Origin of the sequence: Caldicoprobacter guelmensis, assembly GCF_016908415.1 — a bacterium.
GTDB classification, from domain to species: domain Bacteria; phylum Bacillota; class Clostridia; order Caldicoprobacterales; family Caldicoprobacteraceae; genus Caldicoprobacter; species Caldicoprobacter guelmensis.
Genome location: NZ_JAFBDW010000003.1, coordinates 313,456 through 333,615, shown reverse-complemented (window position 1 = coordinate 333,615; position 20,160 = coordinate 313,456). Strand labels below are relative to the sequence as shown.

15 protein-coding genes are annotated in these 20,160 nt (G+C 43.9%); 10 read left to right on the top strand and 5 right to left on the bottom strand.

The window, feature by feature from the left end; genetic code table 11:
* Positions 1-118: 118 nt before the first annotated feature.
* The 4 genes from JOD02_RS05900 to JOD02_RS11905 all read right to left on the bottom strand — a co-directional run bounded on the left by JOD02_RS05900 (position 119) and on the right by JOD02_RS11905 (position 3,349).
* A complete protein-coding gene (locus tag JOD02_RS05900) occupies positions 119-1,060 on the bottom strand; it encodes a CobW family GTP-binding protein (protein WP_204487842.1) in 942 nt (313 codons plus the stop codon).
* Positions 1,060-2,412 carry a uroporphyrinogen decarboxylase family protein gene (locus JOD02_RS05895; RefSeq protein WP_394355749.1) on the bottom strand — a complete coding sequence of 451 codons (1,353 nt, stop codon included), beginning with the start codon at positions 2,410-2,412 and terminating at the stop codon, positions 1,060-1,062. The genes JOD02_RS05900 and JOD02_RS05895 overlap by 1 nt, the downstream gene beginning before the upstream one ends.
* Positions 2,413-2,969: 557 nt before the next feature.
* Positions 2,970-3,200 carry a Na/Pi symporter gene (locus JOD02_RS11910; protein ID WP_394355747.1) on the bottom strand — a complete coding sequence of 77 codons (231 nt, stop codon included), beginning with the start codon at positions 3,198-3,200 and terminating at the stop codon, positions 2,970-2,972.
* Between the two features lie 8 nt (positions 3,201-3,208).
* Positions 3,209-3,349, bottom strand: coding sequence for a hypothetical protein (locus JOD02_RS11905; protein WP_394355746.1), 141 nt, complete (start codon positions 3,347-3,349; stop codon positions 3,209-3,211).
* 227 nt (positions 3,350-3,576) lie between these two features.
* Between JOD02_RS11905 and JOD02_RS05885 the strand changes: the two genes are divergently transcribed.
* From JOD02_RS05885 to JOD02_RS05840, 10 genes are all read left to right on the top strand, one after another.
* Positions 3,577-4,239, top strand: coding sequence for an aspartate/glutamate racemase family protein (locus JOD02_RS05885; protein WP_204487839.1), 663 nt, complete (start codon positions 3,577-3,579; stop codon positions 4,237-4,239).
* Between the two features lie 4 nt (positions 4,240-4,243).
* Positions 4,244-5,737 carry an FGGY family carbohydrate kinase gene (locus JOD02_RS11790; protein WP_204487837.1) on the top strand — a complete coding sequence of 498 codons (1,494 nt, stop codon included), beginning with the start codon at positions 4,244-4,246 and terminating at the stop codon, positions 5,735-5,737.
* 155 nt (positions 5,738-5,892) lie between these two features.
* Positions 5,893-6,816, top strand: coding sequence for a ribokinase (gene rbsK / locus JOD02_RS05875; protein WP_204487835.1), 924 nt, complete (start codon positions 5,893-5,895; stop codon positions 6,814-6,816).
* Between the two features lie 124 nt (positions 6,817-6,940).
* Positions 6,941-8,293 (top strand): glycoside hydrolase family 140 protein, encoded by a 1,353-nt coding sequence (locus JOD02_RS05870; RefSeq protein ID WP_204487832.1) that lies wholly within the window; start codon positions 6,941-6,943, stop codon positions 8,291-8,293.
* Positions 8,294-8,525: 232 nt separating this feature from the next.
* Complete coding sequence (locus JOD02_RS05865; RefSeq protein ID WP_204487830.1) at positions 8,526-10,202, top strand: homocysteine S-methyltransferase family protein; 1,677 nt, start codon at positions 8,526-8,528, stop codon at positions 10,200-10,202.
* Between the two features lie 172 nt (positions 10,203-10,374).
* On the top strand, positions 10,375-12,750 hold the full coding sequence (locus JOD02_RS05860; protein ID WP_204487829.1) for a hypothetical protein: 2,376 nt from the start codon (positions 10,375-10,377) through the stop codon (positions 12,748-12,750).
* A 112-nt stretch (positions 12,751-12,862) separates the two neighbouring features.
* Positions 12,863-13,948, top strand: coding sequence for a glycosyltransferase family 4 protein (locus JOD02_RS05855; protein WP_204487827.1), 1,086 nt, complete (start codon positions 12,863-12,865; stop codon positions 13,946-13,948).
* Between the two features lie 216 nt (positions 13,949-14,164).
* Positions 14,165-14,470: a TMEM165/GDT1 family protein gene (locus JOD02_RS05850; RefSeq protein WP_204487825.1), complete on the top strand. Its 306-nt coding sequence runs from the start codon at positions 14,165-14,167 to the stop codon at positions 14,468-14,470.
* Positions 14,471-14,529: 59 nt separating this feature from the next.
* Positions 14,530-17,037: a glycoside hydrolase family 2 protein gene (locus JOD02_RS05845; protein WP_204487824.1), complete on the top strand. Its 2,508-nt coding sequence runs from the start codon at positions 14,530-14,532 to the stop codon at positions 17,035-17,037.
* A 261-nt stretch (positions 17,038-17,298) separates the two neighbouring features.
* The gene (locus JOD02_RS05840) at positions 17,299-19,128 is read left to right on the top strand and encodes an ASKHA domain-containing protein (protein ID WP_204487822.1); all 1,830 of its coding nucleotides are present in this window, start codon (positions 17,299-17,301) and stop codon (positions 19,126-19,128) included.
* A 116-nt stretch (positions 19,129-19,244) separates the two neighbouring features.
* Here the strand turns inward: JOD02_RS05840 and fabI are convergent, their stop codons facing one another.
* Complete coding sequence (gene fabI / locus JOD02_RS05835) at positions 19,245-20,012, bottom strand: enoyl-ACP reductase FabI (RefSeq protein WP_204487953.1); 768 nt, start codon at positions 20,010-20,012, stop codon at positions 19,245-19,247.
* Between the last annotated feature and the right edge of the window lie 148 nt (positions 20,013-20,160).

Genomic DNA, 20,160 nt, shown 5'->3' with positions numbered 1-20,160 from the left:
TTTACAGTACTGTACTTTTTACAAAGTTTTTAACTCTTGAAGTAAAAGGCGGTTCAACGGTGTATAAAACTACCAAAATAGGGCATTTTACAATGAAATGCCCTATTTTTTGTTGTATTCAATTTTTCTCTCTAATACGCAATTCATTGCTGAAATGCCTTTTCCAGCTTTTTTGTATGGTGTCCATCACAGGCTGTCTAGTCTTTAATATTACTACCATTTGCGAGATGTCGCGTTCTATGTTAATAGGCGTTATAGAGAAGGAGCTGTTAACCCCGTCCACATAATGCCATCCTTCCTTTAGCTTAAAGAATCCTTTTATTCTGAAAGCCAAGTCCGAAATGCTTTGTAAAAACTTCTTCAGCTTTTCCCTGTTGAACTCTCCATCGGTTTCAAGAAGCAGGGTTTTTGGTCTGTTCGTTGGGCAGTTTAGGTTGGGAGTAGCTGGAGGCAGCGGGAAATCTTTGAGATTTTGCTGCAACCAGGCATAATCCAACCTACCGTAGGAAGTAGTTACGATGGGAGCGACAGGATTTAAGCTGCGAATCCTTTCGTGAATGCTTTTGAGTCTTGCCTCATCCACCAGGTCTACCTTGTTTATTACTACCAGGTGGCTGTATTCAATCTGTTTCCGTGTGACCTCTAGTGTCTGTGACAGCTCTATAAACGAGGTGGCGTCAACTATGCATATGGTACCTCTAAAATCGTAGATATCGCCGGTTTTTGGCTGTACATCGTAAAGGACCTTTTCCATACCAGATGGGTCCGAAAGCCCTGAGCTTTCGATAAACAGCCACTCGATGGGAGTACTGGCCATGGCGATTAGGCCCTCGGCAAAGGTAGAGGAAAGGCAACTGCAGAATATAGACCCGTTATTTATTTCAATCAGGTCAACGCCTTCATTTTTTACCAGTGTACCGTCTATTCCCACGCTGCCAAATTCGTTCATTATTATGCCCATCCTTTTGTTTTTGCTGAATTCTAACAGATTTTTTAAAAGGGTGGTCTTGCCTGCCCCAAGGAAGCCGGTGATCAAGTAAACCGATATATTGTGCCTCATTATTTTAGACACTCCTCTATGCTTTTAAACAAGTCATTTCTACTAGGTATTATGGATGAATACTTGAGCTTGCCATTGATATATATGCAGGGCAGATTCTTTATGCCCATCTTCTTGATACGGGCTATACCTTCACGGGTGGTAAACTTGTGTTCTACCCAGTCTATTTTATCTCCAAAATGTTCCTTGGCAATTTTCACGGCGTTTACCATATAGGTACAAGCGGCGCAGGTGGCCGAGTCCAGGGTGAAGACCTCAATGAGTGGTTTTTGAAGGTTTTCATAGTCGGGCAGTTCAACCTCTACGTCCAGCTGTGTGCCCTGGTAATTCTCCAGCATCTTTCTTATCTCGTCAGTATTGCGTATGGCCTGTTGTATGCCAATGGGGTTTTCGGGTGGGACGTCATATGGCATGTCGCATCCCGGTGCAATGACCAAGTTATGATGGCTTAGCTTGTCAAGCAAGTCTATTACATATTTCATATTGTCCTGCTGGCTACCGTACAGCATTACTGATGTTAAGGGGATGTTGCCGCCTAACACTATATTGTATCTATCGGTTATCTTTTTTGCTTCCAACATGTCTATGTTTTCATCTATGAATATAGAATCGGGGCCGGTTTTACACATCTCCTCGATGTTCTTTGCTGCGTTACCACACACGAAGAATGAGGACAAGGCTCCCTTTTGTCTGATGAAGCTAAAAATATCGGTAGCAGGTTTTGATACAAACTGGGCAAAGTGCTGTGGAGAGATCTGCGAAACTAAAGGATCCACAATGGCGATGACATCCATACCTGCTTCTAGATAATATTCTGCCATTCTTTTGGCCACTCTTGCGGTGTATTCAATTAGTTGGTGTACGTAATCGGGGTCTATGAACATATCCATGAACAGCTCTGTGCCTCTTAAGTGGGATGCCAGAGTCAAAGGCCCGCATATCAGTCCAAATAGGGCGGTGTTTTGACCTACTTCGGTTTTAAAGTTCTTCATTACGTCTAGTATCATGGGAATCCTGCCGTCTAATTTTTCGGGCAAACGTTGAGGAACAGATTTTTCAGAAGCCAGTGGATGGAACTTGACAGAGGGTGGGGCTTTTTCTGCCCATACCAGCTCACATCCCAGGATTTCGGCTTCCACCTGCAGGTCAAACAATACTGGCTGCCCATCGGGACGGTACAGCCTGTTAGCTTCTATAAGGGATTCAAGGAGCTTTTTGCCATCGGTTAAAACCTCAATGGCGCTGTAACCCTTAAGTCTGCCTGCATGGACGCCTGCAAAGGGTACCCACGGCACTCTTGGAAGGTCTTTTTCATGTTTGAAGGTTTTGATAAGTAGCTCTTTTCCAGTAATTGCGTCCATATCTGATAACCCCCTTTTTTGCTGCAACTGCATTGTATCCTTATTTGTCTTTTATTGTATCAGCCGGAATTTGAGATGTCTGTATCGTATCTTGTTATGTTTGGTGAAATCTTGTGGAAAAAGTATTTTGTTTGTTAAACGATTGTGTTTATATCAGATAGGCTATAAGAGTAAAAAGGCATCAATGTTTAAAAAGGATATAAAAAACAGCGCACTAAGCGCTGCATTTACTTCACTACAGGCCTTTTATAGTGTTTGTCCCTTTTTAATACATAAGATGCAATATTAAAGGCGTGATCACCTATGCGTTCTAAAAAATATTACACCCGAACTGGGGTTACATTTGCCTTCGTTAAGCCTTTTTATATGATTTTCACGGAGTTTTTCGTCCATATAATCTATGTCGTTTTCGTTATTTACTAAAATTTGCTATGAAATTGGTGAATTGAGGCATCTTAGAAAGGGGTTTTAGGCCAACTTCCATGGTTTGCATGCCGAAAAACAGGAGCTCAAAGCCTAGGATGACCTCTCCCCAGAATTTTCGTCTTTTATTTTTTTGAAAACATGTATATTGTTGTACCTAAACCAATAGCGGGGAGAGCAATTTTGGTAAGCTTTAGGGCTATGAGCTGAGCTGTTATTGTGGTACCTATATTGGCTCCCATTATGACTCCAGTAGCTTGCATAAGATTTAAAAGCCCAGCATTGACTAATCCTACTATCATGACTGTAGTGGCGCTGCTGCTCTGGATGATTACTGTTACTAAAGTCCCAGTCAAAACACCCATTAGCCTATTTTTGTAAGATATCCTAGTATTGATTTTAATCTGTTACCAGCTATTTTCTCAAGTCCATCTCCCATGAGCTTCATTCCGTATATGAAAAGGCCCAGCCCACCTATAAAAGAAAATAAATTTTCCAACTGCAAAACAGCTTCCTCCTTTTGTGAATACTTATATGAGTTTTGCACCTCGGATATTATAACATAACGTCGAAAAATGTTAAACTTGGTTTTTTGTTAAACATGCTTTCTTGAGTAATGATTTGTTTCAAAAGTATAGTGAGGAATTGTGAAGTCACGTTTGACATAGCATAAAGAAGATGGTAGCATAAAGTCAGTAGTTAACTACTTACTACGTGAAGGGGTGTTTGATTATGGATAAAAAGCTTGCTATCATACACACTACCCCTGTTACTATAGAGCCCTTGAAGAATTTGGCATCTGAACTTATCCCTGAGGTTAAAGTGATAAATCTTCTTGATGATTCGATATTACCTCAGCTTATAGAAAATGGGGGCAATGTTGCAGAGGTAAGGGAGAGATGGTTTACCTATGCCAAAATTGCGGAGAGTCTGGGGGCGGATGTCATACTGAACGCCTGTTCGTCTGTAGGGGAGCTGGCTGATGAGTTGAATGGCAAGCTCAGCGTGCCGGTGATTCGTATAGACGAGGCTATGACAGAGCGGGCAGTAACTTTAGGGAGCGTTATCGGAGTGGTTGCCACCCTAAGTACTACTTTGAAGCCAACCATAAATTTAATTAGGGTAAAAGCCGAAAAAGCGGGTAAAAGGGTAACGGTAGAACCGGTACTTGTAGATGAGGCATATAAGTTGCTCATGCAGGGCGATGGAGAAGGGCATGACAGGGTACTGGCTAAAAGGCTAAACGATCTTGCTCAAAAGGTAGATGTTGTGGTGTTGGCTCAAGCTTCTATGGCCAGGGTATTGGATAGATTACCTGATGAGATAAAAGATAAATTTTTGACTAGCCCTAGATTAGGTATTATAAAGGTAAGGGATATACTGAGAGGGGTATGAGACAGTGAACGATGTTTTAGTTGGAATAGATATAGGTACCACACACTGCAAGATAGGGCTTTTTGACGTTAAAGGTTGCCTTATAGATGTAGTTAGGTACGTTAACAGGGTATATAACAACGGGGATGGTTATTATTATGACCCTGAGGAGATTTGGCAGTCGGTTGAACAGGGCTTGATCAAGGTATTATCATCAGCTGGAAGGGATAAACTGGTGGCTATTGGTATCACAAGCATGGCCGAAACGGGGTTATTAGTAAGTACTGAAGATGGCAGGTCTTATACTCCCTTTATTCCATGGTTTGATATGAGAGCTACGGAAAAGGTGCGGTTTATACAAGAAAAGATCCGACAACTTGATGTATTTTCAAAAACGGGATTAAGGGTAAGTTACAAGCATGGCCTGCCAAAACTTATATGGCTAAAAGACAAAAAAGGAGAGCTACCGCTTAATGTAAAATGGCTTTCGGCAGCCGATTATATAGCTTTTAAGCTAACGGGAGTAATGGCTACCGATTATACCTTGGCTGCCAGGACTTTTGCATATGATTTAGAGAACAACAAGTGGAATGATGAACTTATTAGTACCATGGGTATAAGAGTAAATATCTTCCCTAAGGTGGTAGAAAGCGGTACTTCTATAGGATTTTTAAAAGGTGAGATGTTGTCGAAGTTAAGGTTGGCAGGGGATATACCGGTATGCATATGTGGGCATGACCACCTGTGTGCTGCCTTTGGTGCAGGAGTAGTAACTCTTGGGACTGTACTCGATTCTATGGGTACAGCCGAGACACTGGTAGGGGTAACGCCGAGTAGGCGGCTGAGGGAGACAGAGTGGAATACTGGTTTCAGCTTTGGAAAGCATGTAGTGGAAGGTTATTATTTCTGGATGGGTGGATTGCCGGCTTCGGGTGGATCAGTTGAATGGATAAGGAGCATGATGTCAGATCCGCCTTTGAATTACGATGATTTGTCTGAACTGTTAGCGCACGCGCCACAGGGTCCTACTGGGATATTGTATTTTCCATATCTGGCTGGAGGCAGTTCGCCTGTTTCCAGCATACCCCTAGAAGGCGCTTTTGTGGGACTTAAAAGAAGTCACAAGAGGCATGACGTGGCCAAAGCCATCCTGGAAGGAGCTGCATACGAAGTAGAATACATGAGACAGGTAGCCGAAGAGAATTTGAATGTTGAGATGAATAACATTATAGCTGTAGGAGGTGGTGTACAGAACAAATATTGGCTTAATATAAAAGCCAATGTGTTCAGCAGGCCCATAAAGGTGATAGCAATGCCGGAGGTTGCGCTTATGGGTGCGGCATTTTTAGCGGCGCTCAAGACAGGGTATTTTTCTAGTGTGGAGGAGGTATATCAGGGCATTAATACGGAAACGCACATTGTGTATCCTGATGACGACTTGAGTGCTTTATATCGTCGACAATATAAAAGGTATGCACAATTTCAAAAATATTTGAAACAGTATTATACTTCGATATGATATCGGGATGTAACAAATCGAGTTTATAGCCCTTAAGAAAGGTAGTGTCAAATAAACAATGAAAAAGTGAACGATAAGAGAATCGCTACCAAAACATGGACTTAAAATATAAAAGCACAGCAATTAGAAGCACTTTATTTGGTGGGGGTGATTATGTGAAAAAAATATGTGTGGTTGGTAGTTTAAATATGGATTTGGTGGTGACAGTTGATAGGTTTCCTAGACCGGGAGAGACCATCATAGGTAGGGAATTCACTACATATCCGGGGGGTAAGGGTGGTAATCAAGCTGTAGCTTTAGGACGCTTGGGTGCTGATGTATTGATGGTTGGGAAATTAGGGGATGACATATTTGGAGAGCAGTATATTAAAAACTTAAAAGAAAATGGTGTATACGTAGATGGAGTGCGGGTAGAAAAAGGGATTTCATCGGGGATCGCTGTAATAGAAGTGGATAATACTGGCGAAAATAACATTGTTATTGTTGCAGGAGCTAATGGGAGAGTCGATAGAGCTTTTATTGATGAAAATTGGCCTCTTATGGAAGAAAGGGATATTTTTTTATTTCAGCTGGAAATACCTTTAGATACTGTGCTGTATACCGTAGAAAAGCTCAAAAAGGCCGGTAAAATAATCATCCTAGATCCTGCTCCTGCAAGGGTACTGCCTGACGAGATTTTATTGAACGTTGATTATATTACTCCAAATGAAACCGAGATAGAAATTATAACAGGGATGAAGATAGAAAACGATGAAGATTTGCATCGAGCCTGTAATTGGCTTATCAGCAAAGGTGTGAAAAACGTTATTGCCAAAGTGGGTAAGAGGGGTGCATATCTGGCAACCCATGATAGCTTTGCTCATGTACCTGGTTTTTCTGTAAAAGCAGTGGATACAACTGCTGCAGGAGATTCTTTCAACGCGGGATTTGTTTTTGCGTTGGCTCAAGGCAAAGGCATAATTGAGAGCATACAGTTTGCTAACGCTGTGGGGGCCATATCTACTACCGCAAAAGGAGCCCAGTCTGCTATGCCTACCTTAGAGCAGGTGAAAGCCTTTATGGATGAGCAGATGTGTTAATCCCGTTTCAGTAAAGAGCCTATTCCAACAGTCAGATTGTTATTTTAATGTTAAAATGAAATATCATAGCAAAAATATTTTCATTTTTAGTGTTAAATTAATTAATAGGAAAAAGGGGATTGCCATGTATGGTAATAATATGCAATATTTGAAAATAAGCCAAAACCGTAGATTTCTAGTAAAAGAAGATGGCACGCCGTTTTTCTGGCTTGCCGATACCGCTTGGGAACTCTTCCACAGGCTCAGCCGTGAGGATGCAGAATATTATCTATCAACGCGTGCGCAGCAGAAATTTACGGTTATTCAGGCGGTTGCATTGGCTGAATTTGATGGCCTGACTGTACCCAATGCATATGGAAGGGTGCCTTTATTAAAGAACAGCCGTGGGGAGTATGACCCTACTTTGCCCGATGTTTTACCAGGAGATAACGGTTATAGTTATTGGGACCATGTGGACTTCATAATCGATAAAGCTGCCTCGCTTGGATTGTACATAGCGTTGCTTCCTACATGGGGAGACAAATACAACAAAGCCTGGGGTAAAGGACCTGTTATATTTGATGAGAGCAATGCCAGAGTGTATGGTCGCTGGCTAGGACAGCGTTATAAGAATAAATCAAACATCGTATGGGTGCTAGGTGGGGATCGTCCTTTAACTACTTTCAAGCATTTCGCGATTATTAGAGCGATGGCAGAAGGTCTCAAAGAGGGGGATGGTGGAAGCCATTTAATTACCTTTCATCCAATGGGAGGATATTCATCTTCGTATCATGTTCATGATGAGGAATGGCTTGATTTCAATATGATACAGTCAGGTCATGGTGCCTTGAATACTCCCAACTACAAGATGGTAAGCGCTGATTATGACTTAATACATGTCAAACCCACATTGGATGGGGAACCGTGCTATGAGGACCATCCCATTGGTTTTAAGCCTGAAAATGGCTATTTTGATGATGCCGATGTGAGGAAGGCTGCGTATTGGGCTGTTTTTGCCGGAGCAGCAGGTCATACCTATGGACATCATTGCGTTTGGTCTATGTGCACAAAACCAGAACCATATTTCATTATGCACTGGAAACAGGCCATTATGAGGCCTGGGGCGAGGCAGATGCAGTATTTGAGGGCGCTTATGGAGTCAAGGCCTTTCCTGGAACGCATTCCTGACCAAAGCCTGATTGCTGAAAATTATGAAGGCGCTAATCATTTAAGGGCAACGCGTGGGAATGATTACGCGTTTATATACACTCCATATGGACTTGAAATAAAAGTTAATATGGGGAAGATATCAGGTCAAAAAGTAAAGGCTTATTGGTATGACCCCAGAGAAGGAGTTACTGTTTTTATTGGAGAATACGATAATCAAGGTGTGCAAAGCTTTATGCCGCCTTCAAGTGGTAGAGGAAATGACTGGGTGCTAATACTGGATGACGCTTTGAAAGATTATCAAGCGCCAGATCCTGGGAAGTTACTTTAAAGGGGTTTAAATTATGAAATTGAAGGTTTAAGGAGATAAGTATTATGAAAAGCCAAAAAAATTGCTTATCACAATATTTGAGGAACATTTGAGTGATGTGTAATGGTGTGATATTATATTTGATGAAATGAGTTAGTTTTCGATATAAAAAATGTGTTTAATGGACAAATAATTTTCAACCTTATTAAATAAGGGGATTTAAGCGAACAAATGAGGGAAGGATGTATTGGTTATGGACTTTAGAACCGAGCTAAAGCGCCGCTTGATCGTATTTGACGGTGCAATGGGCACTATGGTACAGCGCCATGGACTGCCTCCTGGTCAGCCACCAGAGATATTCAATATTATACGTCCAGAGGTTATAGAGGACATCCACAGGCAATACATAGAAGCGGGAGCTGATGTGATAACCACCAACACCTTTGGGGCTAATGACCTTAAGCTTAAAGGGACAGGGTACACGGTGGAGCAGGTGATAACCCAGGCAGTGGCTTTGGCACGGCGTGCAGCAGGGAATAAATGGGTAGCCTTGGACATGGGGCCTATAGGTCAGCTCATGGAGCCCATGGGGCCATTATCCTTTGAGGAGGCTTACGAACTTTATGCCAGGCAGGTAAAAGCAGGGGTAAAGGCAGGAGTAGACCTCATTTTGATTGAAACCTTAAGTGACCTGTATGAGGCTAAGGCGGCTGTGTTGGCTGCAAAAGAAAACAGCTCTTTGCCTGTCATATGTACTTTGACTTTTGATCAAACCGGAAGAACGCTTACAGGAGCTGACCCGCTGACTGCCGTGGTGGTACTTGAGAGCCTTGGGGTTGATGCTTTAGGAGTTAACTGCTCATTGGGTCCAGAAGGCCTGCTGTCTATAATAGATGAATTTGTATCCTATTCCAGCCTTCCAGTGTTGGTACAGCCCAATGCAGGGTTGCCTCAGGTAGTGGAGGGGCGTGCGGTTTATCCTTCAACTCCTGAAGTTTTTCAGCGACATATCATGACGATGGTCCAGATGGGTGTCAGGCTAGTAGGGGGATGTTGTGGGACTACCCCCGATTTCATAAGGGCTATAAAACAGGCAGTAGAGGGACTGACACCTGCATCAATATCAGCAAAGGGGTTTACGGCCGTGGCTTCGGGTTCAAAAGCTGTCATTCTCGGTCAGGGTGTAAAGGTTATTGGAGGTAGAATAAAGGCAAGTTATAATGAAAATATTGCCTGGGCAATACAAAATAGAGAGCTAGGGGATGTGGTATCAGAAGCCATCGTACAGAGAAGGCAAGGGGCGGATATACTTGCCGTCGATGCAGCTGTTCCAGGGCTAGACGAAAAGGAGGCAATGCTCAACCTGGTACGCGAAGTTCAGGCTGTAGTCAATCTTCCGCTGCAGCTTAATAGCGCGAGTGCTGATGTTTTGGAAGCCAGTATGAGGATATACAATGGTAAGCCCCTGGTGCGTGGAGTGAGCTCAGAGCAGGCTGTCATGGATTCGATATTTCCAACTGTAGCAAAGTACGGTGCCTGCGTTGTCGGATGCACTAGAAATGAAGAAGGGACCCCGGTTGATGCCCGGAGTAGGGTAAAGATGGCCGAGAGGATTGTAAGCGTTGCTGAGTCCTATGGTATACAGAAGGAGAATATAATCATAGATTGTACAATGACAGATGTGGCTGATCACCCTTTGAAAGCCATGGAGACGCTTAAAGCTGTTGAGCTGATTGAGAAGGAACTGGGGCTTATCACGACGATGGACATACAAGGCGTATGTGAAGTATGGCACGGCAATGAAAATATTGGGAGTACTTATCTTGCTATGGCGTTGGCCTATGGCCTTGATATCCCGGTAGTAGACCTGGGGGATGCGCGCATTGTGGAAACCATTAAAGCTTTCCGCTTTCTTAGTGGTCAACAGTAGGATGAGCCTTCAAGGTTGTTGGCTTTGTAGAAAAATTGAAATCAAGGTTAAAAAGCAAAAGCGGCTGTTTAACATTACAGCCGCTTTTTTATGTGGTAATGTAGGATGGGCGTTTTGCGACAGGTATGACAGGGATATTTTGGGGAAAAATAAAAGTATGAGGTGAGTTGAGTTGAAAAAGGTGCTCTTTTCCTTCAAAGTTTTCATCCTTTTAACATCTTTTATGGCCTCGGATGTCAGTGTAGTGTTGGCTAACACTGCTAGGACTGCAGTATTAATCTGTCAGGTTGCCGCATGCAATGAGCTTGCTTCTATTTCAATCGCGGATACTGTATTTTCTTCTCCAGCCAGTGGTACAAGTGTACAAAATACCTCTTTATCAGTGGAAGAAAGGGTTGCGACGCAAAAAGGCAAAGTAGTCCTGGTGGCCATGGATCGTATAGGATGGGAGGACATAAAGGAAGCTTCAACGCCCAATATAGACAGATTGATAGAGATGGGCGCAGTTGGGCTTATGACCACCAATACTGCAGGAAGTCGTTCGTGTGAAAACCTGTACGTTACCATGGGGGCAGGTGCCAGGATTACCGGCTCTATAACTTCTCCTCTGGCTTTTTCGTCTGATGACATGTATCAGGGGCAAAAAGTTGCTGACCTTTATTACCAAATAACCGGGCACAAGTTGAAGGATGGTTCAATAGCCTGTATAGGGATTGCTGGTGTGTACCGGAACAATGCTAAGAGGCCATATCCTGTCAAAGTGGGGGCACTGGGGACTGCACTGGCGCAAAATGGATACGAGGTAGCTGTCATAGGAAATAGCGACATCCCTGAGAAACAACAGCGATATCTGGTATCCATGATGATGGATGACAAGGGGGTTGTTTCGCTGGGAGATGTAGGAGAAGAGCTCAATGCAAAGGATAGTTCTCGGCCTTACGGTATAAAGTTGGATTTTGACAGGATGGCCCAAGCAGTTGAAAGGGTATGGGATGAAGCTGATGTTGTAGCCATTGAATGGGGCGATACTTACAGGGTTGAAGCGTATAGGCATATGGTTATGGATGATATGGTGGAGGAACACAGGCGTAGAGCGATAGAAGAAGGAGATGCCTTCATAGGATGGCTTATGAACCGGCTTGATATGGACAGGGACCTTATTATAATCTTCACAGCTTTGGGACCTCTGCGTGAACTACAGGTTAACAACCGTTTAACGCCCGTGATTATGTCAGGAAAAGGCGTTCACAAGGGGTGGCTGACCTCTGCTTCTACCCATCGTATGGGGGTGGTAACCAATCTTGATGTTGGAGTGACTGTGCTTGATTTTTTGGGTATCTCGCCCCTTCCTGAGCAAGGCGGTGCGCCCATGAGGAGCGTTTATAACAGCAGCGGCTTAGATGGCATTATGGCTTTTAATCAAAGGCTGGTAGAGATTTTCAATCAACGTCCGTTTTTGATACGAGCATTTGTCTTTTACGTTATAGCAGTAGTCATGGGTTCGTTGTTGGTGCTTTTATTTAAGAGAAAATATTTAAGGTTTGTCAAGTTTTGTCTACTGTTCGCTATGGTGGTACCTTTTACTTACCTTGTTTTACCCCTTGTACACCAGTCTTCTCTGGTGATAGCTGTCTTGATAGCTATGGTTTCTACTCTATTACTTACAATTGCCATTTGTAAGTTTATCCCCGATATGTTAGGCAGGATTATGGCTGTGTGCCTTATGACGGCAATGGCGTTGGTGATTGACCAGTGGACGGGTGCAAAGCTAATACAAGGGTCTCCTTTGGGCTATGACGTGATAAGCGGAGCGCGGTTTTATGGGATAGGCAACGAATACATGGGAGTGTTGGTAGGGGCAGCCTGCATAGGCAGTGCAGGGGTATTGGAAAGGTTGCGTGGGATAAACCGCTATGTGATTTTATGTGCAGTAAACGTATTTCTTGTTATAGTGTTGGCTGTACTGGCTTTACCATGGTGGGGCACCAATGTAGGGGGAGCTATAACGGCATTTGCTGCATTTGGAGTATTCTTCTTTTTGATAGCTGGATTAAGGATTACGTGGAAACAGATAGCGGCACTTGCGGTAGCTTTGATAATTGCAATAGTGGGGCTGTTTATTTTGGACAGCTTCAGAGCGGTTGAAAGTCAATCGCATATAGGGCAGACCGTAAGGTTGATTAGGGGAAACGGTGTACAAGAGCTGTTAAATATAGCTTACAGGAAAGTATCCATGAATATCCGCCTCTTTAGATATACCATATGGTCTAGAGTGTTTTTATCCTCATTGCTGGCCATGATAGTATTGTTTTACCGACCTAAAGGGATTTTCAAAGATGTAAAGGAACGGTATCCAGGGTTGTATTGCGGTTTTGTTAGCGGGATAGTGGGAAGCGTTGTAGCCTTTGCGTTTAACGATTCAGGCATAGTTGCAGCTGCCACCTGTATGATATATGTGGGCCTATCATTTATATTTGTCATTGCACAGCAGATAGAAGATATTGAGCTTTCAAAGAAAGATATGTACAAACGAGAGGGGGTTATGTAAAAACTGAGCAAAGCTGAAATAAAAAATAAAAGATGAAAAAAAGAGGGACATAGGCGTGAGGAGCAGTCGAAAACTTAGGGTTTTAGAACTTATACGAACAGCTTCGGGGGGCATGAAGCAACACTATATTTCTCTAGCAAAGGGATTGAAAGGTGCAGGATTTGAGGTGTTAGCGGCATGCAACTTTGATGCAACCACAATGGAAGAACTACGGGATGAAGGTATAAAGGTTTGTCCATTTCATCTTCCGGGAGAAATACAACCACATATGGATGCAATTAGAGCGGTGGAAATCGCAAACATGATAGTCAAACACGGGGTGGACGTGTTACACTGCCATGGATTCAAGGCCGGGGTGGTAGGTAGGGTCGGAGCAATTTTGGCTGGATGTCCTAAAGTATACACTGTTCACAATTCCGTGTTGTCATCATTCCATGGGATGAGGCGTACAATGCTATCCAAGATAGAGAAAGCACTGACAAGACGTACAGAAGGTATTGTCGCGGTGTCCAATGCACTCAAGCTTGAACTTGAACGGGAATGCGGCATTCCCGGTGATAAGGTCACTGTTATTTATAACGGCATATCATTGCCTTTGGTTGGAAAAGGTCAAAATGTAAGGCGACGTTTGGGGATAAAACCAGAAGCAGTGGTAGTAGGGAGTGTAGCCAGGCTCATACCATCCAAGGGAATTCATTATCTTTTGGACGCCATACCGTTGATAAAGAATTGTTGTGAAAATGTTTGTTTTATGATAGTGGGGGATGGCCCGTATGAGAGGGCGCTTAAAATGCGAACCGAGGACCTTGGTATTGAGGATGATGTAATATTTACGGGATATGTAACGCCGGTATGGGATTATTTAGATGCCATGGATGTCTTTGTATTGCCTAGCTTATCCGAAGGTTTAAGTGTTTCCATACTGGAAGCCATGGCAATGGGTAAACCCGTTATAGCTTCAAGTGTTGGCGGAATACCTGAAATAATTACGCATGGCAAAAACGGATATCTGGTACCGCCGGGAGATCCCGCGGCTCTGGCTTGTGCCATAATTTGTTTAATTAAAAATGCCCATCTACGGGAAAGCTTGGCATGCAAGGGCCGCGAACGTGTGATGACACACTTTTTAGTTGAAAAAATGGTTGAGGTTACGGCCCAGTTACTGGAAAAGTGTGTATGTGTAAAAACTCATGGTTAAAACTCTTGAAGTTTTTGGATAGTAGGGAGTATAATAACTTTGAAGGCCTGGCATGTGGAAGTATTGTTGGTTTGCTGCTTGTCAGTTTTGAAAAATTATGTATTGAAGGCATGAAAATGTATGTTCTCATTGGGGACAAGCAATAGATGGCTTGAAAGGAGGAAGCGGCACAGTTTCCCGCTGTGCGGCATAACACGGGGAGGGTGCCGGGGCATAATGAATTGGAAATTGTTTTGGTTGGCGTTTTGTATGTTGTTTATAGCAGAGCTTGGGGATAAGACGCAGCTGACTGTCTTCACCCTGGCTACTCAACACAAAGATCCTTTGCCGGTATTTCTTGGCGCTTCTTTAGCTCTTGTAGTGGTCACCTTGTTGGGCTCTTTTCTCGGTGGGGTGATAACTAGATATATTCCCACGTATTATCTGCGGCTTTTAGCTGGCCTTTTGTTTGTGGGAATCGGCATCTTCATTTTGCGGGAAGCCTTACCCCAAGTATGGCATGTGATAATTATGAGGAAATGATTTTCCAGGTCTTTTACGGATCTGGATTTCATTAAATTTTTAAAGGGGAGAGTGGGTGTATGAACAGGGTTATAAGCCTTAATGGGGTATGGAAGTTTTGCTCTAGAAAAGACAGGCAATGGAAAGAAGGAAAGGTGCCGGGCTGTGTTCAGCTGGATTTAATGACATTGGGAGAGCTGGGGGATCCTTTCTATCGTTTAAACGAGGTAGAGTTTCACAAGCTGGAAGAGGAGGAGTGGGTATATCGCAAGGAGTTTGAATGGAACGATGCTCTGCTCACAGATGGGAAGGTATATCTTGTATTTGAAGGAATTGATACTTTGGCAGATGTATATATGAATGGGCATTATCTCGGTAGGGCTGAAAACATGTTTATCCCCTATCGCTTTGATGTGGGTAATATTTTACGCACTGGAATGAACGAAATAGAAGTACATTTTGATTCTCCGGTTAAAACCATCCGGACAATGGAGCGCAACAGTCCGGTGACTCTGCATGGCGGCAGTGAGATTGGTAGGCCCTACGTGAGGAAGGCACAATACTCCTACGGCTGGGACTGGGGGCCAAGAATTGCGCAGGTAGGGCTATGGAGGCCGGTATATCTAGAAGTTATTGAGGTTGCCAAGATACGCTATCCTTTCTTCGAAACCTACTGCATCGATAAAGAAGGGGCTTTTGTAGCGACAGGGGCGGAGCTTGAAATAGTTCCTCGTCAAGATGGAAAAGCGGTTTCCGACGAAGAGATGGAAGCATTTGTGGAGATACTTTACGAGAAACAAGTCGTTGTTTCAGATAAAGCGAACATTGATAGATTCAGAGGCAAGCTTCAGATAAGCTGGCAAGGCGTGATCGAGAAGCCAGCTTTGTGGTATCCCAATGGTATGGGGCAGCAGCCATTGTATGAGGTAAGGCTGCGCCTTATGTACAATGGCAAGGTGGCAGACGAATACAGTTTCTATGCAGGTATCCGCACTGTGAGGCTGATACGGGAGCGTGATGAAGAAGGAGAGAGCTTCATCTTTGAGATAAATGGAGAAAAGGTATTTGCCAAAGGTGCCAACTGGATACCTGCAGACAGCCTTTTGCCCAGGTTGACGGCGGAGGATTATTACTATTACATAAAAGCAGCGAAGGATGCTAATATGAACATGCTTCGTATATGGGGCGGTGGAATATATGAACATCCCGCGTTTTACGAGGCATGTGATAGGATGGGCATCATGGTGTGGCAGGATTTCATGTATGCTTGCGCTCAGTATCCCGACCAATTTGATTGGTTCCAGAGGTTGGCCGAGGTGGAGGCCGAGCACGTGGTTAAAAGTTTGAGGATACATCCATCCATAGTTCTGTGGTGCGGTAATAACGAGAACAACTGGGGATTCCATTCTTGGTGGGGTAACGGTGTTCCCAAATATTTGGGTAACTATATATACCAGGAGATACTGCCTAAGGTTTGTGCCGAGAACGATCCTTCACGTCCTTACTGGGTGTCCAGCCCATATGGGGGTGAGGACCCCAACTCGATGGCTGAGGGGGATCGTCATTCATGGACGGTATGGAGCGGTTGGGCAGACTATAATGAGTATCTCCATGATACGGGTAGGTTCCTAAGCGAATTTGGATTTCAGGCTATGCCCTGTTTGAAGACCATATATTCTTTTACACAACCTGAAGACCGTCACCCGCTCAGTCCGGTAATGTTGTCTCATAACAAGATGGTGTGTGGGACTGAGCGATTGGTAAGGTTTATGATAGCAAAAGCGGGATTTCCAAGAGATTTTGCGAGTTTTGTGTATTTGACGCAGTTTATACAGGCAGAGGCAATAAAGACAGGGGTAGAGCACTGGCGCACTAGGAAATTTAAGACGGCGGGTACGCTTTATTGGCAGATCAACGATTGTTGGCCTGTGGCCAGCTGGTCGTGTATCGATTACCAACGCAGAAAGAAAGGACTGTACTATTATACCAAGAAATTCTTTCATAATATCTTGGTGGTACCCAAATACAAGGAGGGGAGCATATTCATACATGCAGTAAACGACACGCTCGATAAGCTGGATGCGCAGGTCAAGGTAACTGCCTATGCATTGGATGGAACCAAGAAGGGCGAGATGTACATGAAGGCGGTTTTGCTGCCCAACAGCGCTATAGTGGTGGGCAGCATAAAGCCTGAGGAGTTGGGGATCGGGTACAGGCGTGTGGTTATGCCAGTGGATGCAGGCTCAACCACTTTCCCTGTTGAAAAAAACGGCGAGCTTTTGGATACTGTATTGTTTATAGAATTGGTGGCCGGTGGTCGAAGCGTGAAAAACTATATGGTGTTTGATGTTTTCAGGAATCTTGAGCTTAAAGAGCCTGACATAAATTGTACAGTAAAGGGAAATGTAATAGAGCTTGTATCAGATAAGCCGGCATTTGGGGTATTCGTGGAGACCCAGCAGGATGTGGAGTTGTCGGATAATTGCATTATCTTAGAACCTGGTGTCCCCTATGTAGTGGAAGCTTCGGGTGAACCAGGAGAGGTGAAAGTAATTGACATTACGCGTATGGTGACTAAACTGTATTGAGGATGAGCCATTCATCCTCTTTTTTTATGGCTTTTTATAGAGTGAATATGCAGGAGTAATGAGAAACGGTTAAGCACAGCAAGATTGTACTTTTTAAGGCAACATTATTTAGAGACAACAGCTTATAGGTATTGTATAATATTTGCTAAAAATATTGCTGTATGGCCTTAGATGCCTGCATGGATTATTTAATAGTCGTTATTTTTAAAAAGCTACTGGAGTGGGATGCCACGAAATGTTTTAAAGGGGGGTAGCATTAGATTGCATCAAGTAGAGATAAGACAAGGTAATCGTTCGGACAAGTGCTGGGTGCCCGCAGGATACAACCTGCTTAAGCTTTTAAAAGAAAAAGGTTTTTATTTGGATTCACCGTGCGGTGGCAGGGGTTTTTGCGGGAAGTGTAAAGTGAGAATTGTCAGAGGGGATGTGACAAAAAACCAGTGTTTGCCGGATGAGATGGGACACCTTTCGTTTATTGAGCGAAAGGGTGGTATACGCCTGGCATGCAGGGTAGAGGTGAATGAGGATTTAGTTGTTGAGTTGGCTGAGAGCGGTCAGAGAGATGCAGCTATTCTTACCGATGGGAAAAGCGATGTTGCTTTAAATCCCACAGTTGTTAAGCGTTATGTTGAATTGCCTAAACCATCGCTGGATGACCAAGACAGCGATGTCGATAGGCTCGAAAAGGCGTTAGGAGCACCTGGAAAGCTTTATCTTAATGTCATGAAGGATTTACCTGAAATATTGAGGGATAATGGCTATAAAGTAACTGCAGTATTTTTTGATGGGGATATAATTTCAGTTGAAGCTGGGGATACTTCACATGTCAAATACGGGGTGGCGGTCGATATTGGCACCACTACAATGGTGGGATTCTTGATGGACCTTGCCACAGGACGGCAGTTGGACGTGTATTCGGCTATAAATCCCCAACGCCAGTATGGCGCCGATGTTATAACCCGTACTGATTTTACGATAGAAAACGAGAATGGGCTTGATGTGTTAAGCGGTTTGGTGAGAGATGAGATAAATAACATGCTTAAAGCTTTCTGCCAGAGATGGGGTATAAATCCAATCAATATTTACCATATGACGGTGGTAGGCAATACTATAATGATGCATTTGTTTGCAGGGTTGCCAGTCAAGCACATAGCGGTTTCACCTTTCATCCCGGTCATAGCTCGAAAACTGGAGCTTGAGCCCTGGCGCTTGGGATTGAATATGTGTCCTTCTGGCAGGGTAACCATATTGCCCATGGTGGCAGGATATGTAGGTGCCGATACTGTGGCTGCTATACTGGCATCCGGAATGGCTGAAAAGGACGAGCTGGCACTTCTCATAGATATAGGGACAAACGGTGAGATTGCGCTTGGTAACCGCGAAAGGATTGTAGCCTGCTCGACGGCAGCGGGACCCGCTTTTGAAGGTGCCCATATTCGCTATGGAATGGGAGGTGTAAAAGGTGCCATCAGCAAAGTGAGGATAATCGAGGACAGGGTAGAGTACGACACCATAGGCGGGGAACCGGCTCGCGGGATATGCGGCTCTGGGATTGTAGATGCTGTTGCACAGATGTTAAAGGCAGGGATCGTGGACGTAGCGGGTAGGATGAAGAGCATTGAAGAGGCCAAATCTGAATTGCCGATTAGCCTAGCTAACAGGGTCAAGGAGATGGATGGGAAGCCTGCTTTTCTCATCGCTTCCAGAGAAGAAGGGGCATCGGATGATATATACATCTGTCAAAAAGATGTACGTGAGGTTCAGCTGGCTAAAGCCGCGATTGCCAGTGGCATTCACATCTTGATGAAGGAAATGGGGGTACAACACAAAGATATCCAAAAAGTGTACCTGGCAGGAGGTTTCGGTAATTACATTGACTATGACCATGCGGCCGACATTGGGCTTATTCCAGCTGAATTGAGGAGCAAAATAGTTCCCGTAGGCAATGCTGCTGGAGCTGGAGCCAAGATGGCGCTCCTGTCAAGGGAGCACATGGAAATGACTGAACGTATAAGGCAGAGAATGCGTTATATTGAATTATCCTCTTGCCCGGATTTTCAAACCGTCTTTGTGGACTTTCTATCATTTTAGAGTATTCTGGTTAAACACATTAGTTCCCCCGTTGAGGAGTTTTCAACGGGGGATATTATATTTGTCATAAATTCTGAGGTGGATGTTGGCATTTTAACCAGCTCAATAATTTGATGTTAACCCAATATATGATATCCTGCATCCACGTGTATGACTTCTCCTGTGATGCCTCTTGACAAGTGGCTTAGCAGGAACAAAGCTGCATCACCCACATCCGATTGGTCAATATTCCTCCTCAGCGGCACTTTTTCCTCATATGTTTTGAGCATCTCGCTGAAATTTTTGACGCCTCTTGCTGCTAATGTCTTTATGGGGCCGGCAGATATGGCGTTTACTCTAATATTGTAAGGACCTAAGTCTACAGCTAAATATTTTACAGAGCATTCTAGCGCTGCCTTGGCTACCCCCATTACGTTGTAGTTGGGTACCACTCTCTCACCGCCAATGTATGTTAACGTTACGATGCTGCCACCCTCTGTCATAAGCGGTAAAGCATGCCTTGCCACCGCTACCAGGGAATATGCGCTTATGTTTTGTGCCAGCAGGTATCCTTCACGGGAAGTGTTATAGTACGCGCCGGCAAGTTCCTCTTTTTTTGCAAAAGCCAGGCTGTGCACCACGCCGTGCAATACGCCCACATCCCTCTTTATGTTTTCAAAGAGGTCTATTATTTCCTGATCGCTGGTGACATCACAGGGGTACAGCAAGGCTCCTGGAATGCCCGATACCAGCTCTTCGACTGCGTCCTTTGTACGTTCTCCCTGGTATGTAAATATTAAATTGGCGCCGGCTTTCAGGCAAGACTGGGCTATACCCCAAGCGATACTCCATTTATTGGCTACACCCATTATCAGTATGTTTTTACCCTTGAGTAGATTTTCCATTTCGCTCATCCATCCTTTCGAATTGTTTTTGTAGAGTTAAGCCTGCCTCCCTAAATTATAGGCAAATTTTGTTTAATAGCATGGCTTTGCAAAAAATTTAGGTAGTCAATATATTGCATTGCGGTAGAGTGTGTGTTACTATAATATG